This window comes from Kribbella sp. NPDC051936 (assembly GCF_040680955.1).
GTDB lineage: Bacteria > Actinomycetota > Actinomycetes > Propionibacteriales > Kribbellaceae > Kribbella.
In genome coordinates this window covers 95,806-110,820 of sequence record NZ_JBFAXS010000010.1, presented here as the reverse complement: position 1 = coordinate 110,820, position 15,015 = coordinate 95,806, and the positions used below count along the sequence as shown (strand labels likewise).

Genomic DNA, 15,015 nt, shown 5'->3' with positions numbered 1-15,015 from the left:
GACGTCCCGCACTCACCAACCTCGCGGTCCATCGGCCCGGCACGCTCAGTCGGTGATCCGCAGGGCCGATTTCGCGCGTTTGCTGAGTGCTGCAGGTCCGCCGGTGGCAGGATCGGCGCATGAGCACGGTCGTGCGGGAGCGGGATCTGACGGCGCTCGTTGTCGGGGTGACGCTGCTCGGCTCCGGTGGTGGGGGTGACACGCGCGCCTTCGGCCGGATGCTGCGCCGGCGGCTCGGTGCGGGGGAGTTGGTACTGCGGGACGCCGCGGATCTGCCCGATGCCTCGGTGAGTCCGATCGGCGTCGTCGGAGCGACCAGTGTGCTGATGGAGAAGCTGCCGGGCGGTGGTGAGTTCGACGCCGCGGTGCGGGCCGTCAGCCGGTGGACGGGTACCGAGGTCACCGGGCTGATGCCGCTCGAAGCGGGTGGGCTGAACGGGCTGACGCCGTTGATCGCCGCCCTGGACCTTGGCCTCCCGGTGGTCGACGCGGACCTGATGGGGCGGGCGCTGCCGCGGCTCGATCAGTTCTCTTGGGCAGTCGCGGGACGCTCTCTGACTCCGTGTGCGCTCAGTGAGCCGAGCGGTCAGGTGATCGTCGTGGACAACATCGACGCCGCCGGTCTCGAACGGGCCGTGCGCAGCTTCGTCGCCCACACCGGAGGGTGGGCCGTGCTCGCGCTGGCGCCGACAGCGGTGGGGGCCGCGACCGCGGACGCCGTACGGGGGAGTCTGACCCGGGCGCTGACGCTCGGACGAGCCCATGCCGCCCTCGACTCCGATGCCACGCCCGCTGCGGTCGCCGCGGGTCTCGGTGGACGGCTGGTCGGTGCCGGGCGGGTCGAGGAGGTCGCCCGTCATCTCATCGCCGACGGCGGTGCTGCCTTCGGTCGCGGCAGCATGTGCATGGTCGATGCCGGCAGCCGCGCGGTCATCCGGATCGAGACCGAGAACGAGTACCTGCTCGCTCTGGTCGACGGGACACCGGTCGTCACCACACCGGACCTGCTCTGCGTGCTCGATCGCCGGACGCTCCAGCCGATCGCGGTGGACGCCATCCGCACCGGCGACGAGGTTGTGGCGGTGGCGCTGCCAGGGCCCGCCTGGTGGCGGCGGCCCGACCGGCTCGCCCATGTGGGCCCGCAGGCGTTCGGACTGTCGTGTCCGCCGCAGCTGCTGGAAGCGTCATGACAGACCTGGCGCCGACGCTGACCGCGATGCTCAGCTCGCCGGGCTGGAACGACGTGGTCGTCCTCGCCGCCACGGCGATCCGGGAGCCTCGTCTGACAGGCTCCCAGGTGGTGCTGGAGGTCTCCGCGCATCCGGAGCAGCTGGACGGACGGTTGCTCGTCGTACTGCTGGCAGATGACCACGCGGACTGGCGGATCGACGCACTGATCAGCAGGGCGTCGGCTGCCGGCGCGGGTGCGTTGCTGCTTGCGGGTGTGGAGCCTTTGGGGCGCGGTGCGCAGCTCCTGGCGGAGCGGCTGCAGCTGCCCGTGCTGGGCTGCCCGGACCCGCTGGCAGCGCACGAGTACCTGCGCCGCGTGACAGCAGAGCCGGAGGTGCTCCGGTCGGACTTGGTACTGCGAGCTGTCTCTGCTCTGCGGCGCGCCGGCGGCGACCTCAACGCGGTACTGCGGACCACGGCCGACGTACTGGACCGGCCGGTCACGTTGGCGGGAGCTGACGGCGGCACGCTGGCCGGTGAGCCGTTGGAGCCGGACGAACGTACGGCGCTGGCGACGGCCCTGCCACGCGTGCCTGTGGCATGGGCCGCGCCGTACCGCATCGACCTCCCGAGCGGCGCCGTACTGCTTGCGGTTGCTGTGCTCGGCGTCGGCCCGGTGTGCTGGCTGGTGGCGCGGCTGCCCGGTGCGGTGCCGGCAGAGGTCGCCGCCGTGCCTGACGTGCTCAGCGTCGTCGCACCGGCGGTCGGTGAGCGTATGGCGCTCAGACGGCTGGAGCTGGAGCGGGACGCCCGTCAGCGGACGTCGTTGCTCGGTGAGCTGCTGCACGGAGAGCCGTCGGAGGCGACGCGGCGGCGTGCGGTGGATCTCGGCTGGCAGCTCGACGGCTGGCACACCGGGATCCGGATCGGGGCCGAGGGACAAGTTGATGTCGCCGGTCGGCGAGCCGATGTGGTGGAGGCGTTCGACGCCGAAGGGCTACGGGCTGTTGTGGTGGAGCAGGGCGACGGCTGGTCCGCGTGGATCACCGCTGTCCGGGAACCGACGGCAACCGAGGTGCAGCAGCAGGCCGCCGCGATCCGGCGGGTCCAGCGGCGACTGGTGCAGACCGTGGACGCGTACGTCGGCGTCGGGCGGGTGCAGCCGGGGCCGAGCGGAATCGCCACGACCCTGGCCGAAGCGGGCGACGCGGCCGGTTTGGCGCGCGGCCGGGCCGAGACCGGCCGTTTCCTGCACGTGGACCGGCTGGGATTGGCGCAACTCCTGCTGGCCTGGACCCGCACCGACACGTTCCAGCCCGCCGCGCGGGCGCTGCTGGCTCCGATCAAGGACCAGCCCGGCGACCTCGTCACCACACTGGCTGTCTACCTGGACACAGAATCCTCCGTGGCCGAAACAGCCGCAGTGCTTGGCATCCATCGCAACACCGCCGCCGCCCGGATAGCCAAGATCCAGCACCTCCTGGGTGTCGACCTCACCAACCCGGACGAACGGCTGGCCCTCCACCTGGCCTCCCGCACAACCCCTACGGAGTAGGTGCGTCCTCGCGGAGGAGGCCGGCCGACTTCAGGTCCGACCAGAGTGCGGCGGGAACCTCCATGCGGGCCAGGGCGGCGTTGGTGTGGACCTCTTCGGCGTTGCGGCAGCCGACGGCGATGCCGGCGACGGCTGGGTGTGCCAACGGGAACGCGAGCGCCGCTGCAGGCAGCGTGGTGCCGTGTGACTCGCAGATGTCCGCGAGCTTGTTCGCCTTGTCGATCAGCGACTGCGCCGCGGGCTCGTAGTTGAACGTGGTCCCGGCCGCGGGCCGTGGCTGCGACATCAACCCGGAGTTGAAGACGCCCACGGCAACCACCTGTACGTCGTTCTCCACGCAAGCCGGCAGGACGTCGTCGAGGCCGTCCGGGTCGATCAACGTGTACCGACCGGCCAGCATGATCACGTCGATGTCGATCTCGCGCACGAACCGGGTCAGCATCGCCGACTGGTTCATCCCGGAGCCGATCGCGCCGATCACGCCCTGCTCGCGCAGCTCGATCAGCGTCGGGAACGCGGTCGCGACCGCCTCCTCGAAGTGGTCGTCCGGGTCGTGCACGAACACCACGTCCAGCCGATCGGTCCCGATCCGCCGCAGCGAGTCCTCGATGCTGCGCAGGACGCCGTCCGGGGAGAAGTCCCAGCGCCGCCGCCGCGTCGTACTGACGTCGAATCCCTCGTCGTCGGTGGCGGCGTCGGAGGCCTCGTAGATGATCCGGCCGACCTTGCTCGACAACACGTACTCGTCCCGCGGCCGGGATCGCAGGCCGAGGCCGAGCCGTTCCTCCGCGAGCCCGAGACCGTAGTGCGGTGCGGTGTCGAAATACCGCCAGCCCTCGTCCCACGCCGCGTCCACGGCGGCGACGGCGTCCGCCTCGTGCACCTCGCCGAGCAGGTTGCCCAGCGGCGCGCCGCCGAGCCCGACGCGCTGACCGTCCGGAAAGAGCTTCATCAGCGCGCCGCCGGAAGCCGCAGGTTCTGCATCCCGCCGTCGACCGCGAGCGCCGTACCGGTCGTCGAGCCCGAGAGTGGGCTGGCCAGGTAAACGATCGCCTGCGCGACCTCGGCGGCCGACACCAGCCGGCCCATCGGCTGCCGCGCCTCGAGCGCCGCACGCTCCGCGGCCGGGTCCGCCGCGACGTCGAGCAGCCGCCCGACCCACGGGGTGTCCGCCGTACCGGGGTTCACGCAGTTGACCCGGATCCCTTCGCGCACGTGGTCCGCGGCCATCGCCATCGTCAGCGCGAGGACGGCGCCCTTGCTCGCCGAGTACAGCGCGCGGTTCGGCAGGCCGGCGGTCGCGGCGATCGAGCAGGTGTTGACGATCGCGGCCGCGTCCGACTTGCGCAGGTACGGCAGCGCGGCCCGGGTCACGCGCGCGATGCCGACCACGTTCACGTCCAGCACCCGGTGCCATTCGTCGTCGTCGTTCGCGGTCACGTTGCCCTGCGCGCCGATGCCGGCGTTGTTCACCACGATGTCGATCCCGCCGAGCTGCAGCGCGGCGGCCGCGACCGCGTCCCGCACCGAGCCGTCGTCGGTGACGTCGGTGGCGATCCCGGTCAGCGGCTCGGCGACCTCCGGCTTCAGGTCGAACACGACCACCTGGGCGCCGCGGGCGGCGAGCAGCTCGGCGGCCGCGAGCCCGATCCCCGAGGCGCCACCGGTGACAACCGCGCGGAGGCCGGCGAAATCAGTCACTTCTTCTCCTTGGTCAGGTCGGTCCAGATCTTGCCACCCGGGAACCGGAAGTCGGTCAGCGTCTCGGCATCCATCTCGGCGCCGAACCCGGGCCGCACCGGCGCCACGTAATGCCCGTCCCGGATCACCACCGGGTCCAGGAAGTGCTCGTGCAGGTGGTCCACGAACTCGATCACCCGGTCGTCCATCGATCCGCTCACCGCGACGTAGTCGAACATCGACAGGTGCTGGACCAACTCACACAGTCCTACCCCGCCCGCGTGCGGACACACCGGGACGCCGAACTTGGCCGCCAGCAGCAGGTTCGCGACGTTCTCGTTGACGCCGGCCACGCGGGCCGAGTCCAGCTGCAGCACGGACAGCGCCTGGGCCTGAAGCATCTGCTTGAACACCACCCGGTTCTGCACGTGCTCACCGGTGGCCACCCGGATCGGGGCGATCGCCTTCGCGATGGCCGCGTGCCCGAGGATGTCGTCCGGGCTGGTCGGCTCCTCGACCCACCAGACGTCGTACGGCGCCAGCGCCTCGACCCAGCGGATCGCCTCCGCGACGTCCCAGCGCTGGTTGGCGTCGACGGCGATCCGGATGTCCGGACCGACCGCCTCGCGGGCCAGCCGCATCCGGCGGATGTCGTCGTCCAGGTTCGCGCCGACCTTGAGCTTGATCTGCGTGAACCCTTCGGCGACGGCCTCGTGGCAGAGCCGGACCAGCTTCGCGTCGTCGTACCCGAGCCAGCCGGGCGTCGTCGTGTACGCCGGGTACCCGCGCTCGCGCAGGACCGCTTCCCGCTCGGCGCGGCCGGCCTCGGCCTTGCGCAGGATGTCCAGCGCCTCCTCCGGCGTCAGCGCGTCGGTGAGGTACCGGAAGTCGACCAGGTCGACGATCTGCTCCGGCGTGAGGTCCGACAGCAGCTTCCACAGCGGGACGCCGGCACGCTTGGCGGCGAGGTCCCACACCGCGTTGACGACCGCGCCGATCGCCATGTGCATGACGCCCTTCTCGGGGCCGAGCCAGCGCAGTTGCGAGTCGTGCACCAGCGACTTCCAGAAGCCGCCGAGGTCGGTGAGCGTGGCGTCCAGGTCGAGCCCGAGGACGTGGTCACGGAGCGCCTCGATCGCGGTCGTCTGGATGTCGTTGCCGCGGCCGATCGTGAACGCGAACCCGTGTCCCTCCAGCCCGTCCCCGGCATCGGTCCGCAGGATCACGTACGCCGCGGAGTAGTCCGGGTCGGTGTTCATCGCGTCGGAGCCGTCCAGGTCCAGCGACGTGGGGAAGCGGACGTCGTACGTCTCGAACTCGGTGAATCGTGGCATCGAGGACCCGATCTGCTGCGGTGGGCGGTCTGTCGGGACGGATCCTATAGGATATGTGGCTCGCGCGATAGGTGGTCCCGGACCTGGGTCACCCACCAAGTCGCCGCTGAAGGCGTCGCGCCCGCTCGAGCGGCGCAGGGCGCGGGGGTTGGTGAGTGACCCAGGTCCGCCAGTTACAGTCGGTGGCGTGGCGGACGTGCGTGATGGAGTGCTGCGGCTGGGCAAACGGTCGTTCGGGGTGGACGAGTTCGCGCTGATGGCGATCGTCAACCGGACCCCGGACTCATTCTTCGACCGCGGCGCGACCTACGCGACCGACGCGGCGTACGCGGCGATCGACAAGGCGGTCGCCGAGGGTGCCGACCTGGTCGACATCGGCGGCGTGAAGGCCGGGTACGGCGAGCCGGTCAGCGAGGACGAGGAGCTGCGCCGGACCGTGGACTTCGTGGCCGGTATCCGGGCCCGCCACCCGTCGCTCGTGATCAGCGTGGACACCTATCGCAGCGGAGTCGCCCGGCAGGTCGCGGCGGCCGGTGCGGACCTGATCAACGACACCTGGGCGGGTGCCGATCCCGACCTGGTGCACGCCGCCGCCGAAGCCGGCGCCGGCCTGGTCTGCAGCCACGTCGGCGGTCTCTCGCCGCGCACCGACCCGCACCGGATGGCGTACGACGACGTGGTCGCGGACGTGATCCGTACGACGACCTCACTCGCGGAGCGGGCGCTCGCCGCGGGCGTCCGGCGGGACGGCATCCTGATCGACCCGACGCACGACTTCGGCAAGAACACGCTCCAGTCGCTGGAGCTGACCCGCCGCCTGGAAGAACTCACGGCGACCGGCTGGCCGGTGCTGGTCGCGGTGTCGAACAAGGACTTCATCGGCGAGACCCTCGAACTGCCGCCGGGGCAGCGCGGCAACGGGACTCTCGCCGCGCTCGCCGTCTCCGCCTGGCTCGGCGCCCGGGTGTTCCGCGTGCACGACGTCCCGGCCGCCCGGCAGGCCCTCGACTTCATCGCCGTACTGCGTGGCACGGCACAGCCCGCCGGAACCCGAAGGAGCCTGGCCTGATGCGGCTGCTGGACGAGCTCAGCGACGAGGAACTGATCGCGGTCTACGAGGTCGCGGACCGGAGCGTGCCGCACCTGCGCGCGAACTTCGTCAGCAGCCTGGACGGCGCGGTCGAGATCGACGGGCAGTCGAAGGCGCTGTCGAGCGACTCCGACAGCCGGGTGTTCAGCATGATCCGGCGCCTCGCCGACGTCGTTCTGGTCGGCGCCGGGACGATCCGCGACGAGGGCTACAACCCGCTCAAGCTGTCCGCGAAGGCCCGCGAGTGGCGGACCGCGGCCGGGCTCGCCGAGAACCCGACGCTCGCGATCGTGTCCTCGCGGCTCGAGCTGAGTCCGGTCAACCCGGTGTTCAGGTCCGCCGTCCGGCCGATCGTGGTGACGCACGCGGCCGCGCCGCCGGACCGGCGGGAGGCGCTGGAGGAGGTCGCCGAGGTGCTCGTCCTCGGAGAGGCCGAGGTCGACCTGCCGGCGGTCGTCGAGGAGTTCTCCGGGCGTGGGCTGCAGCAGATCCTGTCCGAGGGCGGGCCGCATCTGCTGGGTGCGCTGACCCATGCCGACCTGGTCGACGAGCTGTGCCTGGCGCTGGCGCCGCTGCTGGCCGGGCCGGGATCGGGCCGCATCACGGCCGGCCTGCCGTCGACGCTGACCCGCCGGATGACGCTGGGCTCGCGGCTGGTTGCCTCCGACGACTACCTGTTCTTCCGCTACCTCCGGGAGGCCTGACCCGTGCCCGTCGTTGCCGCCGCGGTCTGCCCGCACCCACCGCTGCTGATCCCCGAGGTGGCCTCCGGCGCCGCCCCCGACCTCGACCCGCTCCGAGCTGCCTGCCTGACCGCGATCGAAGCGCTCGCAACAGCAACCACCGTCCTGGTCGTCGGCTCGATCCCCGCAGGCACCCCTGCCTTTCCACGGGTCTACGGCGCCGATGCAGGTGGCTCGTTCGGGGCCTACGGGGCGCCCGGTGTGCGGTTCGGCGCCGGGCCGGAGGTTCTGCCGTTGTCCCTGGCGGTCGGTGGCTGGTTGCTCGAGCAGTCGAAGGCGGCTTCGCTGCCGCGTACGTACTGGGCCGTGCCGACGGACGCCGTACCGGTCGAGTGCGTCCGGCTCGGCCGGGAGATTGCCGACGGCAACGATCGGGTCGGTCTGCTGGTCATGGGCGACGGTTCGGCGCGCCGCAGCGAGCACTCGCCGGTGCATCTGCACCCGCGCGCCGAGATCTTCGACACCACGGTCGCGAAGGCCCTGCAGCACAAGGATCTCGACGTCCTCGAGGCCCTCGACCCGGACCTGGCCGGCGAGTTGCAGGCGGCCGGCCGCGCGCCGTGGCAGGTGCTCGCCGGAGCCCTCGCGGGGACGCCGTTGTCGGGCGATCTCCGCTACGAGGCAGCGCCGTACGGCGTCGGGTACTTCGTCGCGAGCTTCACCTGAAATGACCGATTCACCTGAGCCGTCCGGGGAGCGTGCCGGGTATCGGCGCTCGGCGAAGTCGCCCCGAGGTGAGGCCCGGCGGCGTGAACTGCTGGACAAGGTGGCCGACGAGCTCGGGACCAACGGGCTCGTCGACTTCTCGCTGCGCCGGGCGGCGCGCGCGGCCGGTACGACACACAAGGTCCTGCTGTACCACTTCGACGGACCCGAGGACCTGCTCACGCAGGCAGTCCTGCAGCTGCGCGAGCGCCGCATCGACCGTGCCGTGGTCGCGGCCGGTGAGGGCGACGGCCGGTCGCTGGCGGACCGGGTGCACTCGATGTGGCCGACGCTCATCGGCACCGAGTCGTGGGTCCTCGACCAGGCGATCGGCCTCGCGATGTACGACGCCGGGCGGTACGCCGACCTCGCCCGGTCGGCCTCGCGTCAGTACCTGCCGGCGTTGCTGTCGCTGTGCCCCGAGGACTGGGACGAGCAACGCAAGACCGAGGTGGCAGAGCTGATCCTCGCGACGCTGCGCGGTTTCCTGATCGAGTGGCGGACGAGCGGCGACGCGGCCGGGATCGAGGCCGGCTTCGCGGCGCTCGTGCGCGCCCTCGACCGCGAGGAGCAGATGTAGACCGCGAGGAGCAGGCGTAGACAGTTTTGCGAACCGCGTGGTTCACTTCTGCTATGCGCGAGAAGGTGAGCTTCACGAGTGGCGGGGTCACGTGCGCGGCCTGGCACTACCCCGGCGCCAACGGCGGGTGTGTGGTGATGACCGGAGGCTTCGGCGTCACGAAGGAGCCGGGCACGGACCGGTTCGCGGAGCGGTTCGCCGCGGCCGGGTTCGGTGTCCTGGCGTTCGACCACCGGAACTTCGGCGAGAGTGCGGGTGAGCCGCGGCAGGTCGCCCGGGTGTCCGATCAGCTGGCCGACTGGCGCGCCGCGATCGCCTGTGCCAAGACGCTTCCGGGTGTCGAGCGGGTGGCGATCTGGGCGTTCTCACTCCCCGGCGGATACATCGTGCAGCTCGCCTCGGAAGATCTCGGGATCGCCGCCGCGATCGCCCAGTCCGCCAACGTCGACGGCCCGACCGTGACGCGCAACGCCTCGCGCTACCAGACTCCCGGCAGCGCGCTCCGGCTGATCGGCCGCAGCCTGCTCGACCTGGCCGGCGGTCTCTTCGGCCGGCCACCTCGCCTGGTGGATCTCGCCGGGCCGCCCGGCACGGTGGCGCTTCTCAACACCCCCGACGCCCAACTGAGCAACGCGACCCTCAACCCGGACAACCGCTATCCCGAGTGGCAGCAGTCGATCGCTGCTCGATCCGTGTTCCCGGCCGCGCTCTACCGTCCGCTGAAGTACGCGCCTGATGCCCGCTGCCCGATGCTGTACGTCGTGTGCGCCGACGACCAGTCGGCCCTGGCAGCCCCGACACTGAAAGCTGCCGCGAGCACCCCGAACGCAGACGTCCTCCAGGTGCCCGGCAACCACTACGCGCCCTTCCTCGACGCCTACGAACAGGTCGTCGAGGCCGAACTCGCCTTCCTCCAGAAACACCTGACCCCGAGACCAGCCCCGACCAGTCCAGCCGCTTAGGCCGACTCGATCGGCACGGCAGGCCAGCGGCCCGCTGTCGCGGCCAGGTCCTCGCGGCCAGCGGCGCGTAGTTGCTCCACCAGTTCGTCGCGGGCAGCTCGTACTGCGGCGACCGCGTCGTCGGACGTGGCGTGCGGGCCGGACCAGTTGCACACCGCGTCCCCGGCGTACCAGTCACCCGTGGCGGAACGGCGTACGTGGGCGGTCGCCAGTCGTGCGGCAGGGAGAGGGCGGTCTGCGAGCTGCACGACCGCGTCGACGGCGATCACGTCGGCGGACAGGTCGACGAGCGCTCGCAGCTCGACCGCGTCCGTGAGAACGAACTCGTACCCAGCCGGCGCGCGCTCTCCCAACCAGGCGAGCGCCTCCTGCGCCGTGTCGTGCAGCAGGCGGGCGTTGTCCGGATCCGCGAGCGTGTGGACGCCGCACATCCGCGTGTGCGTCGGCCGCAACTCGTTCTGCCAGAGCCGGACCTGCAACTCGTCCCGCCCCGACAACCGCCGCCCGAGAATCCGCGCCAGCCCGACCACGTCGAAGTTCAACTCGTCAGCGGTCCGCCGCCGCCCCGGCACCGTCGGCTCACCGGGCCGCGTACCCCGGGCAGTCCACGGACCAACGTGCCACCGCGCGAGAGCCGTCATAGCCCCGACACTAATCGGTCAGCTCGCCTTCGCCGGGGCCGGGACGTCGAAGGTCTGGGCGAGGTCGGTGAGGATGGCCCAAGCGCCTTGCAGGCCGACGCCGGTCATCCAGGTGGTGTCGGAGACCTCGTGGACCTTGGGGGCCAGCGGCTTCCACAGCGGGTTCGCCTTGAACTGGGCGGCGGTCTTCTGGCCGAGGCCCTTCTCGTCGGCGTACACGGTGACGAAGATCGCGTCCGCGTCGGCGTCCTTGATCCGCTCCGGGCTGATCTCCAGCGCGAAGTCGTCGACGTCCTGCGACTTCGGGCGGGCCAGGCCGGCGTCCTGCATGACGATGCCGGAGAAGCTCTTCTTCTGGTACAGCCGGGTCGGGCCGTCGACGAACCGGGTGACCGAGATCGTCGGGTTGCCCGCCTTGGCGTTGATCGCGTCGCCGACGGTCTTGGCCGCCTTCTCGTACGCCGTGATCTCCTGCTCGGCGAGCGCCTCCTGACCGAGCGCCTCGGCCTCCAGCCGGATGTTGTCCTTCCAGGTCGGGCCGGTGGTCTCGGACATGATCGTCGGCGCGATCTTGGACAGCTGCTCGTACTGCTTCTCGTGCCGGACCTTCGCGGTGACGATCAGGTCCGGATTCAGCTCGGCGATCTTCTCCAGGTTCGGCTCGGCGAGCGTGCCGACCGCCTGCGCCTCGGAGCCGTACTTCGTCCGGTCGTCGCCGAGGTAGTCCGGCAGGCTGCCCTTGATGCTGCGGTACTCCGTGTAGCCGACAACCGGCGTGTCGAGGATCAGCGTGGCGTCGACGAAGCTGGCGTCGAGTGCGACCACGCGCTTCGGTTTCGCCGGGATCTCGGTGCTGCCCATCGCGTGCGCGATGGTGCGCGGGAACCCGTCGGACGCACCGGCGGCCTCCGGCGAGTCGTCGTCCTGGGACCCGCCGCAGGCGGTGAGGGCGAGTGCGGCGACAGCGAGCAGGGCGGTAATGCGGGGCAGGCGCACAGACGTCTCCAAGCAACCGGATCAGGCAACGGGATAGGGTGACTCACGACCTCAGCGAAGTAAGGTAAACCTAACCATATGTCCTCCGCCGCTCCTACTGCGAGCCTGGCCGTCCGGCGTACCGCGGCACTCCTCGTCCTGGTCGTCGTCCTGGTGCTCGCGTGCGCCGCGAGCCTCGCGCTCGGCTCGCGCTGGCTCGGACCGGGCGCGGTCTGGCACGCCCTCGCGGCGAACTCCGGGTCGGACGCCGACGTGATCGTGCGCAGCCTGCGCTTCCCACGCACGGTGGTCGCGGTCCTGATCGGGCTCTGTCTCGGGATCGCCGGCGCGTTGATGCAAGGACACACCAGAAACGCGCTGGCCGAGCCGGGCATCTTCGGCGTGAGCTCCGGCGCGGCGTTCGCCGTGGTGCTCGGACTCCAGCTCGGTCTGGTCGAGTCGGTGTCGTCGACCGTCTGGGTCGCGTTGATCGGCGCACTGATCGCCACCTTCGCCGTACAGCAACTGGCCTCCCGCGGCTCGGGCGCCACGCCCGTCGGCCTGGCGCTGACCGGTGCAGCGGTCGCCGCACTGCTCGGCGCGCTCACCTCAGCCGTCGTTCTCCTCGACGCAGACACCCTCGACAGCTATCGGTTCTGGGCGGTCGGATCGGTCGCCGGCCGCGGGCTGGATGTCGCCGCTCAGGTGCTGCCGTTCGCTGTCGTCGGCCTGCTGCTCGCCGCCGTGAACGCCCGCGACCTCGACCTGCTTGCCCTCGGCGACGACGTGGCGGCCGGCCTCGGCCTGTCCGTGGGCCGGGCCCGGCTCGTCGGACTGGCAGCGATCGGCCTGCTGACCGCCGCCGGTGTCGCGGCGTGTGGTCCGATCGGGTTCCTCGGCCTGCTGGCCGGTCACGCCGCGCGCCGGATCTTCGGCGCCCGCAACAGCTGGCTGATCCCGGCCGCGGGCGTCATCGGGGCGACCGCGCTGGTGCTCGCGGACCTCGTCGGCCGGCTCGTCGGCGGCGCGGGCGAGGTCCAGGCAGGCGTCGTCCTCGGCATCGTCGGCGCTCCGATGTTCGTCCTCGTCGTACGTCGCCGGGCGGTGGCGCTGTGAAATCTGTGAGATCACGGACGGTCGTCCTCAGCATCCTGTTCGCGGCGCTCGCGGTCGTGATCGCGTTGGTCTCGCTGAGCGTGGGTACGACGAAGCTCCCGCTCGCCGACGTGGTCGAGGTACTCCTCGGCGGCGGTCGGCGCGGCACGCGGCTGGTGGTGCTGGAGCTGCGTCTGCCGCGCGTTGCGACCGGGCTGCTGGTCGGCATGGCGTTCGCGGTGTCGGGTGCCCTGTTGCAGACGTTGTCGCGCAACCCGCTCGCCAGCCCGGACATTGTCGGCGTGAACTCCGGCGCGTCCGCCGGGGCGGTCGCGGTGATCGTGCTCGCGGGCACCGGCGGCGGCAACATCTCCGGCGTCGCGGCCAAGGTCGGAATACCGTTGGCGGCCGTCCTCGGCGGGTTGCTCGCGACGCTGGTCGTCGGCGCGCTGTCGGTCCAGCGCGGGGTGGTGGACGCGGGCAGGGTGGTGCTGATCGGCGTCGGCGTCGCGGCCGCGGCGAACTCGCTCGTCGCCTGGCTGCTGGTGGTCGGTGACGTGAACGACGCGGGCCGGGCCGCCGCCTGGCTGGCCGGATCGTTGAACGCACGCACCTGGAGCGACGCGATCCCGGTGCTGATCGCCGTCGTGCTGTTGTTGCCGGTGACAATGATGTTCAACCGGGACCTGTCCGCGCTGGTGCTCGGTGACGACGTTGCGTCGTCGCTCGGCGTCCGGGTGGCGCGGATCCGGCTGGCGCTGCTGGTGATCGCGACGGTGCTGGCCGCGATGGCGACCGCGGGCGCCGGTCCGATCGCGTTCGTCGCGCTGGTGGCGCCGCAGGTCGCGCTGCGGCTCACCCGGACGGAACGGCCGCCTTTGCTGACCACGGCGATGCTCGGCGCACTGTTCGTCGTTCTCGCCGACCTGTTGGCGCGGAACGGGCTGCACTGGGCGCATGTCGGCCCGTACGAGTTGCCTGTCGGCGTGGTCACCGCCGCGTGCGGAGCGCCGTACCTGCTTCACCTCATCGGTCGCCAGCAGAAGGGACGCTAGTGCACGTCGAGAACCTGACCCTCGCGTACGACGCTGATGTGCCGGTGGTCGACGGCCTGACGCTGGAGGTGCCGCCCGGTCAGCTGACTGCGGTTGTCGGGCCGAACGGATCCGGCAAGTCGACCCTGCTGCGTGGGATGGGCAGACTGCTCGCTCCACAGAGCGGACGTGTGCTGCTGGACGGCAAGGACATCCACCAACTGCCTGCGCGCGAACTGGCCCGCAAGCTCGGTGTCCTGCCGCAAGGGCCGGCCACACCGGAAGGGATCACCGCTGCCGAGCTGGTGTCGCGTGGACGGCATCCGCATCGCGGTCTGTTCGGGAGGCTCACCAGTGATGACGATGCCGCGATCAACGACGCCCTGCGGGCAGTTGAGCTGACAGAGCTCCGTGACCGGCCGGTCGACCAGCTGTCCGGCGGTCAGCGTCAGCGGGTGTGGATCGCGATGGTTCTCGCGCAGGGGACGCAGCACCTGCTGCTGGACGAGCCGACGACGTACCTCGACCTCGCACATGCCGTGGACGTGATGAACGTGGTCCACGCTGCAGCCACGACCGGACGGACCGTCGTGGCCGTGCTGCATGACCTCACCCTCGCAGCCCAGTACGCCGACCACCTGGTCGTGATGGGGGAGGGGCGGATCGCCGCGCAGGGCCGTCCGGTCGACGTACTGACCGCGGACTTGCTGGCCGAGGTGTTCGGGCTGAAGGCGACTGTTGTCGAGGTCGGCGGCGCACCGGTCGTCGTACCGGATCGTAGGCTGGCTGGATGACCTGCACCGTGGGCCGTCTGGCGGACGTGCTGGCTGACTCGGTCAGCTGGCTGTCCGTGAGTACGGCGGCGCGCGGCCCGGGCTGGGTCTCGTGTGCGGAGCTGATCGCGGAACAGGAAGCCGGCGGCGACCCGACGCTGGCGTGGCGGTCGGCTGCCGCAGCCGACTACGCGCGGGACTACGGGATCGAGCCGCCGGTGCAGGTCGCGGCCATGTTCACGCTGATGTGGTACGTCCAGGTGCCGTCTCTGGTCGCCGGGGTCACCGGGGCGGCGACAGGTTTCTCGCCTGAGGTTTCACCGGCGGCCCTGGCGTTCAAGCGGCACCCGGTGGCGCACTACCCGGCTGAGGTGGCGCTGCTGTCCGACGTGGTCGTGCCGGTCGAGGAAGCTGCAGCACAGCACAAGGCCCACGTCAGCGCGTTCCTCGACTCGTACCGTCCCGGGGTCAAGCTGGGGTCGTTGCAGCGGTTCGGGGCGGCGGATGACGAGGTGCGGGCGGCGATCCGGCTACCGGAGGACGCGCCGTACGCCGACCGGGCCGCGGCGGCGTTCGGGGTGTCGCTGGAGGAGAAGCTGCGGACGTCGTGCTGCTACTTCTACGTGTTGCCGAACGTGACCGCCTGTACCACCTGCCCCCGGTTTCGCTGAGAGCGAA

At 71.2% G+C, this 15,015-nt stretch carries 16 protein-coding genes; 11 read left to right on the top strand and 5 right to left on the bottom strand.

The window, feature by feature from the left end:
• The first annotated feature begins 119 nt into the window (after positions 1-119).
• Both AB0L64_RS33300 and AB0L64_RS33295 read left to right on the top strand, forming a co-directional pair.
• Complete coding sequence (locus AB0L64_RS33300; RefSeq protein ID WP_363716674.1) at positions 120-1,190, top strand: DUF917 domain-containing protein; 1,071 nt, start codon at positions 120-122, stop codon at positions 1,188-1,190.
• On the top strand, positions 1,187-2,725 hold the full coding sequence (locus AB0L64_RS33295) for a helix-turn-helix domain-containing protein (protein ID WP_363716672.1): 1,539 nt from the start codon (positions 1,187-1,189) through the stop codon (positions 2,723-2,725). Before AB0L64_RS33300 ends, AB0L64_RS33295 begins: the two co-directional genes overlap by 4 nt.
• On the opposite strand, the gene AB0L64_RS33290 is transcribed toward AB0L64_RS33295, so the two are convergent.
• Genes AB0L64_RS33290 through AB0L64_RS33280 form a run of 3 tightly spaced genes read right to left on the bottom strand, consistent with a single transcriptional unit; the run spans position 2,715 to position 5,739 of the window.
• Positions 2,715-3,677, bottom strand: coding sequence for an aldo/keto reductase (locus tag AB0L64_RS33290; RefSeq protein ID WP_363716669.1), 963 nt, complete (start codon positions 3,675-3,677; stop codon positions 2,715-2,717). The genes AB0L64_RS33295 and AB0L64_RS33290 overlap by 11 nt on opposite strands.
• A complete protein-coding gene (locus AB0L64_RS33285) occupies positions 3,677-4,426 on the bottom strand; it encodes an SDR family oxidoreductase (protein ID WP_359925177.1) in 750 nt (249 codons plus the stop codon). The genes AB0L64_RS33290 and AB0L64_RS33285 overlap by 1 nt, the downstream gene beginning before the upstream one ends.
• Positions 4,423-5,739: an L-fuconate dehydratase gene (locus tag AB0L64_RS33280; RefSeq protein WP_363716666.1), complete on the bottom strand. Its 1,317-nt coding sequence runs from the start codon at positions 5,737-5,739 to the stop codon at positions 4,423-4,425. The genes AB0L64_RS33285 and AB0L64_RS33280 overlap by 4 nt, the downstream gene beginning before the upstream one ends.
• 187 nt (positions 5,740-5,926) lie before the next feature.
• Here AB0L64_RS33280 and folP point away from each other — a divergent pair, with 187 nt between their 5' ends.
• The 5 genes from folP to AB0L64_RS33255 are packed head-to-tail and all read left to right on the top strand — an operon-like array spanning position 5,927 to position 9,819.
• On the top strand, positions 5,927-6,808 hold the full coding sequence (folP, locus tag AB0L64_RS33275) for a dihydropteroate synthase (protein ID WP_363716664.1): 882 nt from the start codon (positions 5,927-5,929) through the stop codon (positions 6,806-6,808).
• Complete coding sequence (locus tag AB0L64_RS33270; protein WP_363716661.1) at positions 6,808-7,533, top strand: pyrimidine reductase family protein; 726 nt, start codon at positions 6,808-6,810, stop codon at positions 7,531-7,533. The genes folP and AB0L64_RS33270 overlap by 1 nt, the downstream gene beginning before the upstream one ends.
• Before the next feature lie 3 nt (positions 7,534-7,536).
• Complete coding sequence (locus AB0L64_RS33265; RefSeq protein ID WP_363716659.1) at positions 7,537-8,238, top strand: class III extradiol dioxygenase subunit B-like domain-containing protein; 702 nt, start codon at positions 7,537-7,539, stop codon at positions 8,236-8,238.
• A 1-nt stretch (position 8,239) separates the two neighbouring features.
• Positions 8,240-8,857: a TetR/AcrR family transcriptional regulator gene (locus AB0L64_RS33260; protein WP_363716657.1), complete on the top strand. Its 618-nt coding sequence runs from the start codon at positions 8,240-8,242 to the stop codon at positions 8,855-8,857.
• Between the two features lie 53 nt (positions 8,858-8,910).
• A complete protein-coding gene (locus tag AB0L64_RS33255) occupies positions 8,911-9,819 on the top strand; it encodes an alpha/beta fold hydrolase (RefSeq protein WP_363716655.1) in 909 nt (302 codons plus the stop codon).
• On the opposite strand, the gene AB0L64_RS33250 is transcribed toward AB0L64_RS33255, so the two are convergent.
• Together AB0L64_RS33250 and AB0L64_RS33245 are read right to left on the bottom strand one after the other, a co-directional pair.
• Complete coding sequence (locus AB0L64_RS33250; RefSeq protein ID WP_363716653.1) at positions 9,816-10,460, bottom strand: hypothetical protein; 645 nt, start codon at positions 10,458-10,460, stop codon at positions 9,816-9,818. The genes AB0L64_RS33255 and AB0L64_RS33250 overlap by 4 nt on opposite strands.
• An 18-nt stretch (positions 10,461-10,478) precedes the next feature.
• Complete coding sequence (locus AB0L64_RS33245; RefSeq protein ID WP_363716651.1) at positions 10,479-11,456, bottom strand: iron-siderophore ABC transporter substrate-binding protein; 978 nt, start codon at positions 11,454-11,456, stop codon at positions 10,479-10,481.
• A gap of 78 nt (positions 11,457-11,534) precedes the next feature.
• On the opposite strand from AB0L64_RS33245, the gene AB0L64_RS33240 reads away from it, so the two are divergent.
• Genes AB0L64_RS33240 through AB0L64_RS33225 form a run of 4 tightly spaced genes read left to right on the top strand, consistent with a single transcriptional unit; the run spans position 11,535 to position 15,008 of the window.
• Complete coding sequence (locus AB0L64_RS33240; protein ID WP_363716649.1) at positions 11,535-12,551, top strand: iron ABC transporter permease; 1,017 nt, start codon at positions 11,535-11,537, stop codon at positions 12,549-12,551.
• Positions 12,548-13,585 carry an iron chelate uptake ABC transporter family permease subunit gene (locus AB0L64_RS33235; protein ID WP_363716647.1) on the top strand — a complete coding sequence of 346 codons (1,038 nt, stop codon included), beginning with the start codon at positions 12,548-12,550 and terminating at the stop codon, positions 13,583-13,585. The genes AB0L64_RS33240 and AB0L64_RS33235 overlap by 4 nt, the downstream gene beginning before the upstream one ends.
• A complete protein-coding gene (locus AB0L64_RS33230; RefSeq protein WP_363716645.1) occupies positions 13,585-14,358 on the top strand; it encodes an ABC transporter ATP-binding protein in 774 nt (257 codons plus the stop codon). The genes AB0L64_RS33235 and AB0L64_RS33230 overlap by 1 nt, the downstream gene beginning before the upstream one ends.
• The gene (locus AB0L64_RS33225; protein WP_363716643.1) at positions 14,355-15,008 is read left to right on the top strand and encodes a (2Fe-2S)-binding protein; all 654 of its coding nucleotides are present in this window, start codon (positions 14,355-14,357) and stop codon (positions 15,006-15,008) included. Before AB0L64_RS33230 ends, AB0L64_RS33225 begins: the two co-directional genes overlap by 4 nt.
• The last annotated feature ends 7 nt before the right edge of the window (positions 15,009-15,015 follow it).

What these genes read in the sequence shown, in the direction of transcription:
- AB0L64_RS33300 (WP_363716674.1), top strand. Translation starts at nt 120, where the DNA reads ATGAGCACGGTCGTGCGGGAGCGGGATCTGACGGCGCTCGTTGTCGGG.
- AB0L64_RS33295 (WP_363716672.1), top strand. Translation starts at nt 1,187, where the DNA reads ATGACAGACCTGGCGCCGACGCTGACCGCGATGCTCAGCTCGCCGGGC.
- AB0L64_RS33290 (WP_363716669.1), bottom strand. Translation starts at nt 3,677, where the DNA reads ATGAAGCTCTTTCCGGACGGTCAGCGCGTCGGGCTCGGCGGCGCGCCG.
- AB0L64_RS33280 (WP_363716666.1), bottom strand. Translation starts at nt 5,739, where the DNA reads ATGCCACGATTCACCGAGTTCGAGACGTACGACGTCCGCTTCCCCACG.
- AB0L64_RS33270 (WP_363716661.1), top strand. Translation starts at nt 6,808, where the DNA reads ATGCGGCTGCTGGACGAGCTCAGCGACGAGGAACTGATCGCGGTCTAC.
- AB0L64_RS33260 (WP_363716657.1), top strand. Translation starts at nt 8,240, where the DNA reads ATGACCGATTCACCTGAGCCGTCCGGGGAGCGTGCCGGGTATCGGCGC.
- AB0L64_RS33255 (WP_363716655.1), top strand. Translation starts at nt 8,911, where the DNA reads ATGCGCGAGAAGGTGAGCTTCACGAGTGGCGGGGTCACGTGCGCGGCC.
- AB0L64_RS33250 (WP_363716653.1), bottom strand. Translation starts at nt 10,460, where the DNA reads ATGACGGCTCTCGCGCGGTGGCACGTTGGTCCGTGGACTGCCCGGGGT.
- AB0L64_RS33240 (WP_363716649.1), top strand. Translation starts at nt 11,535, where the DNA reads ATGTCCTCCGCCGCTCCTACTGCGAGCCTGGCCGTCCGGCGTACCGCG.
- AB0L64_RS33225 (WP_363716643.1), top strand. Translation starts at nt 14,355, where the DNA reads ATGACCTGCACCGTGGGCCGTCTGGCGGACGTGCTGGCTGACTCGGTC.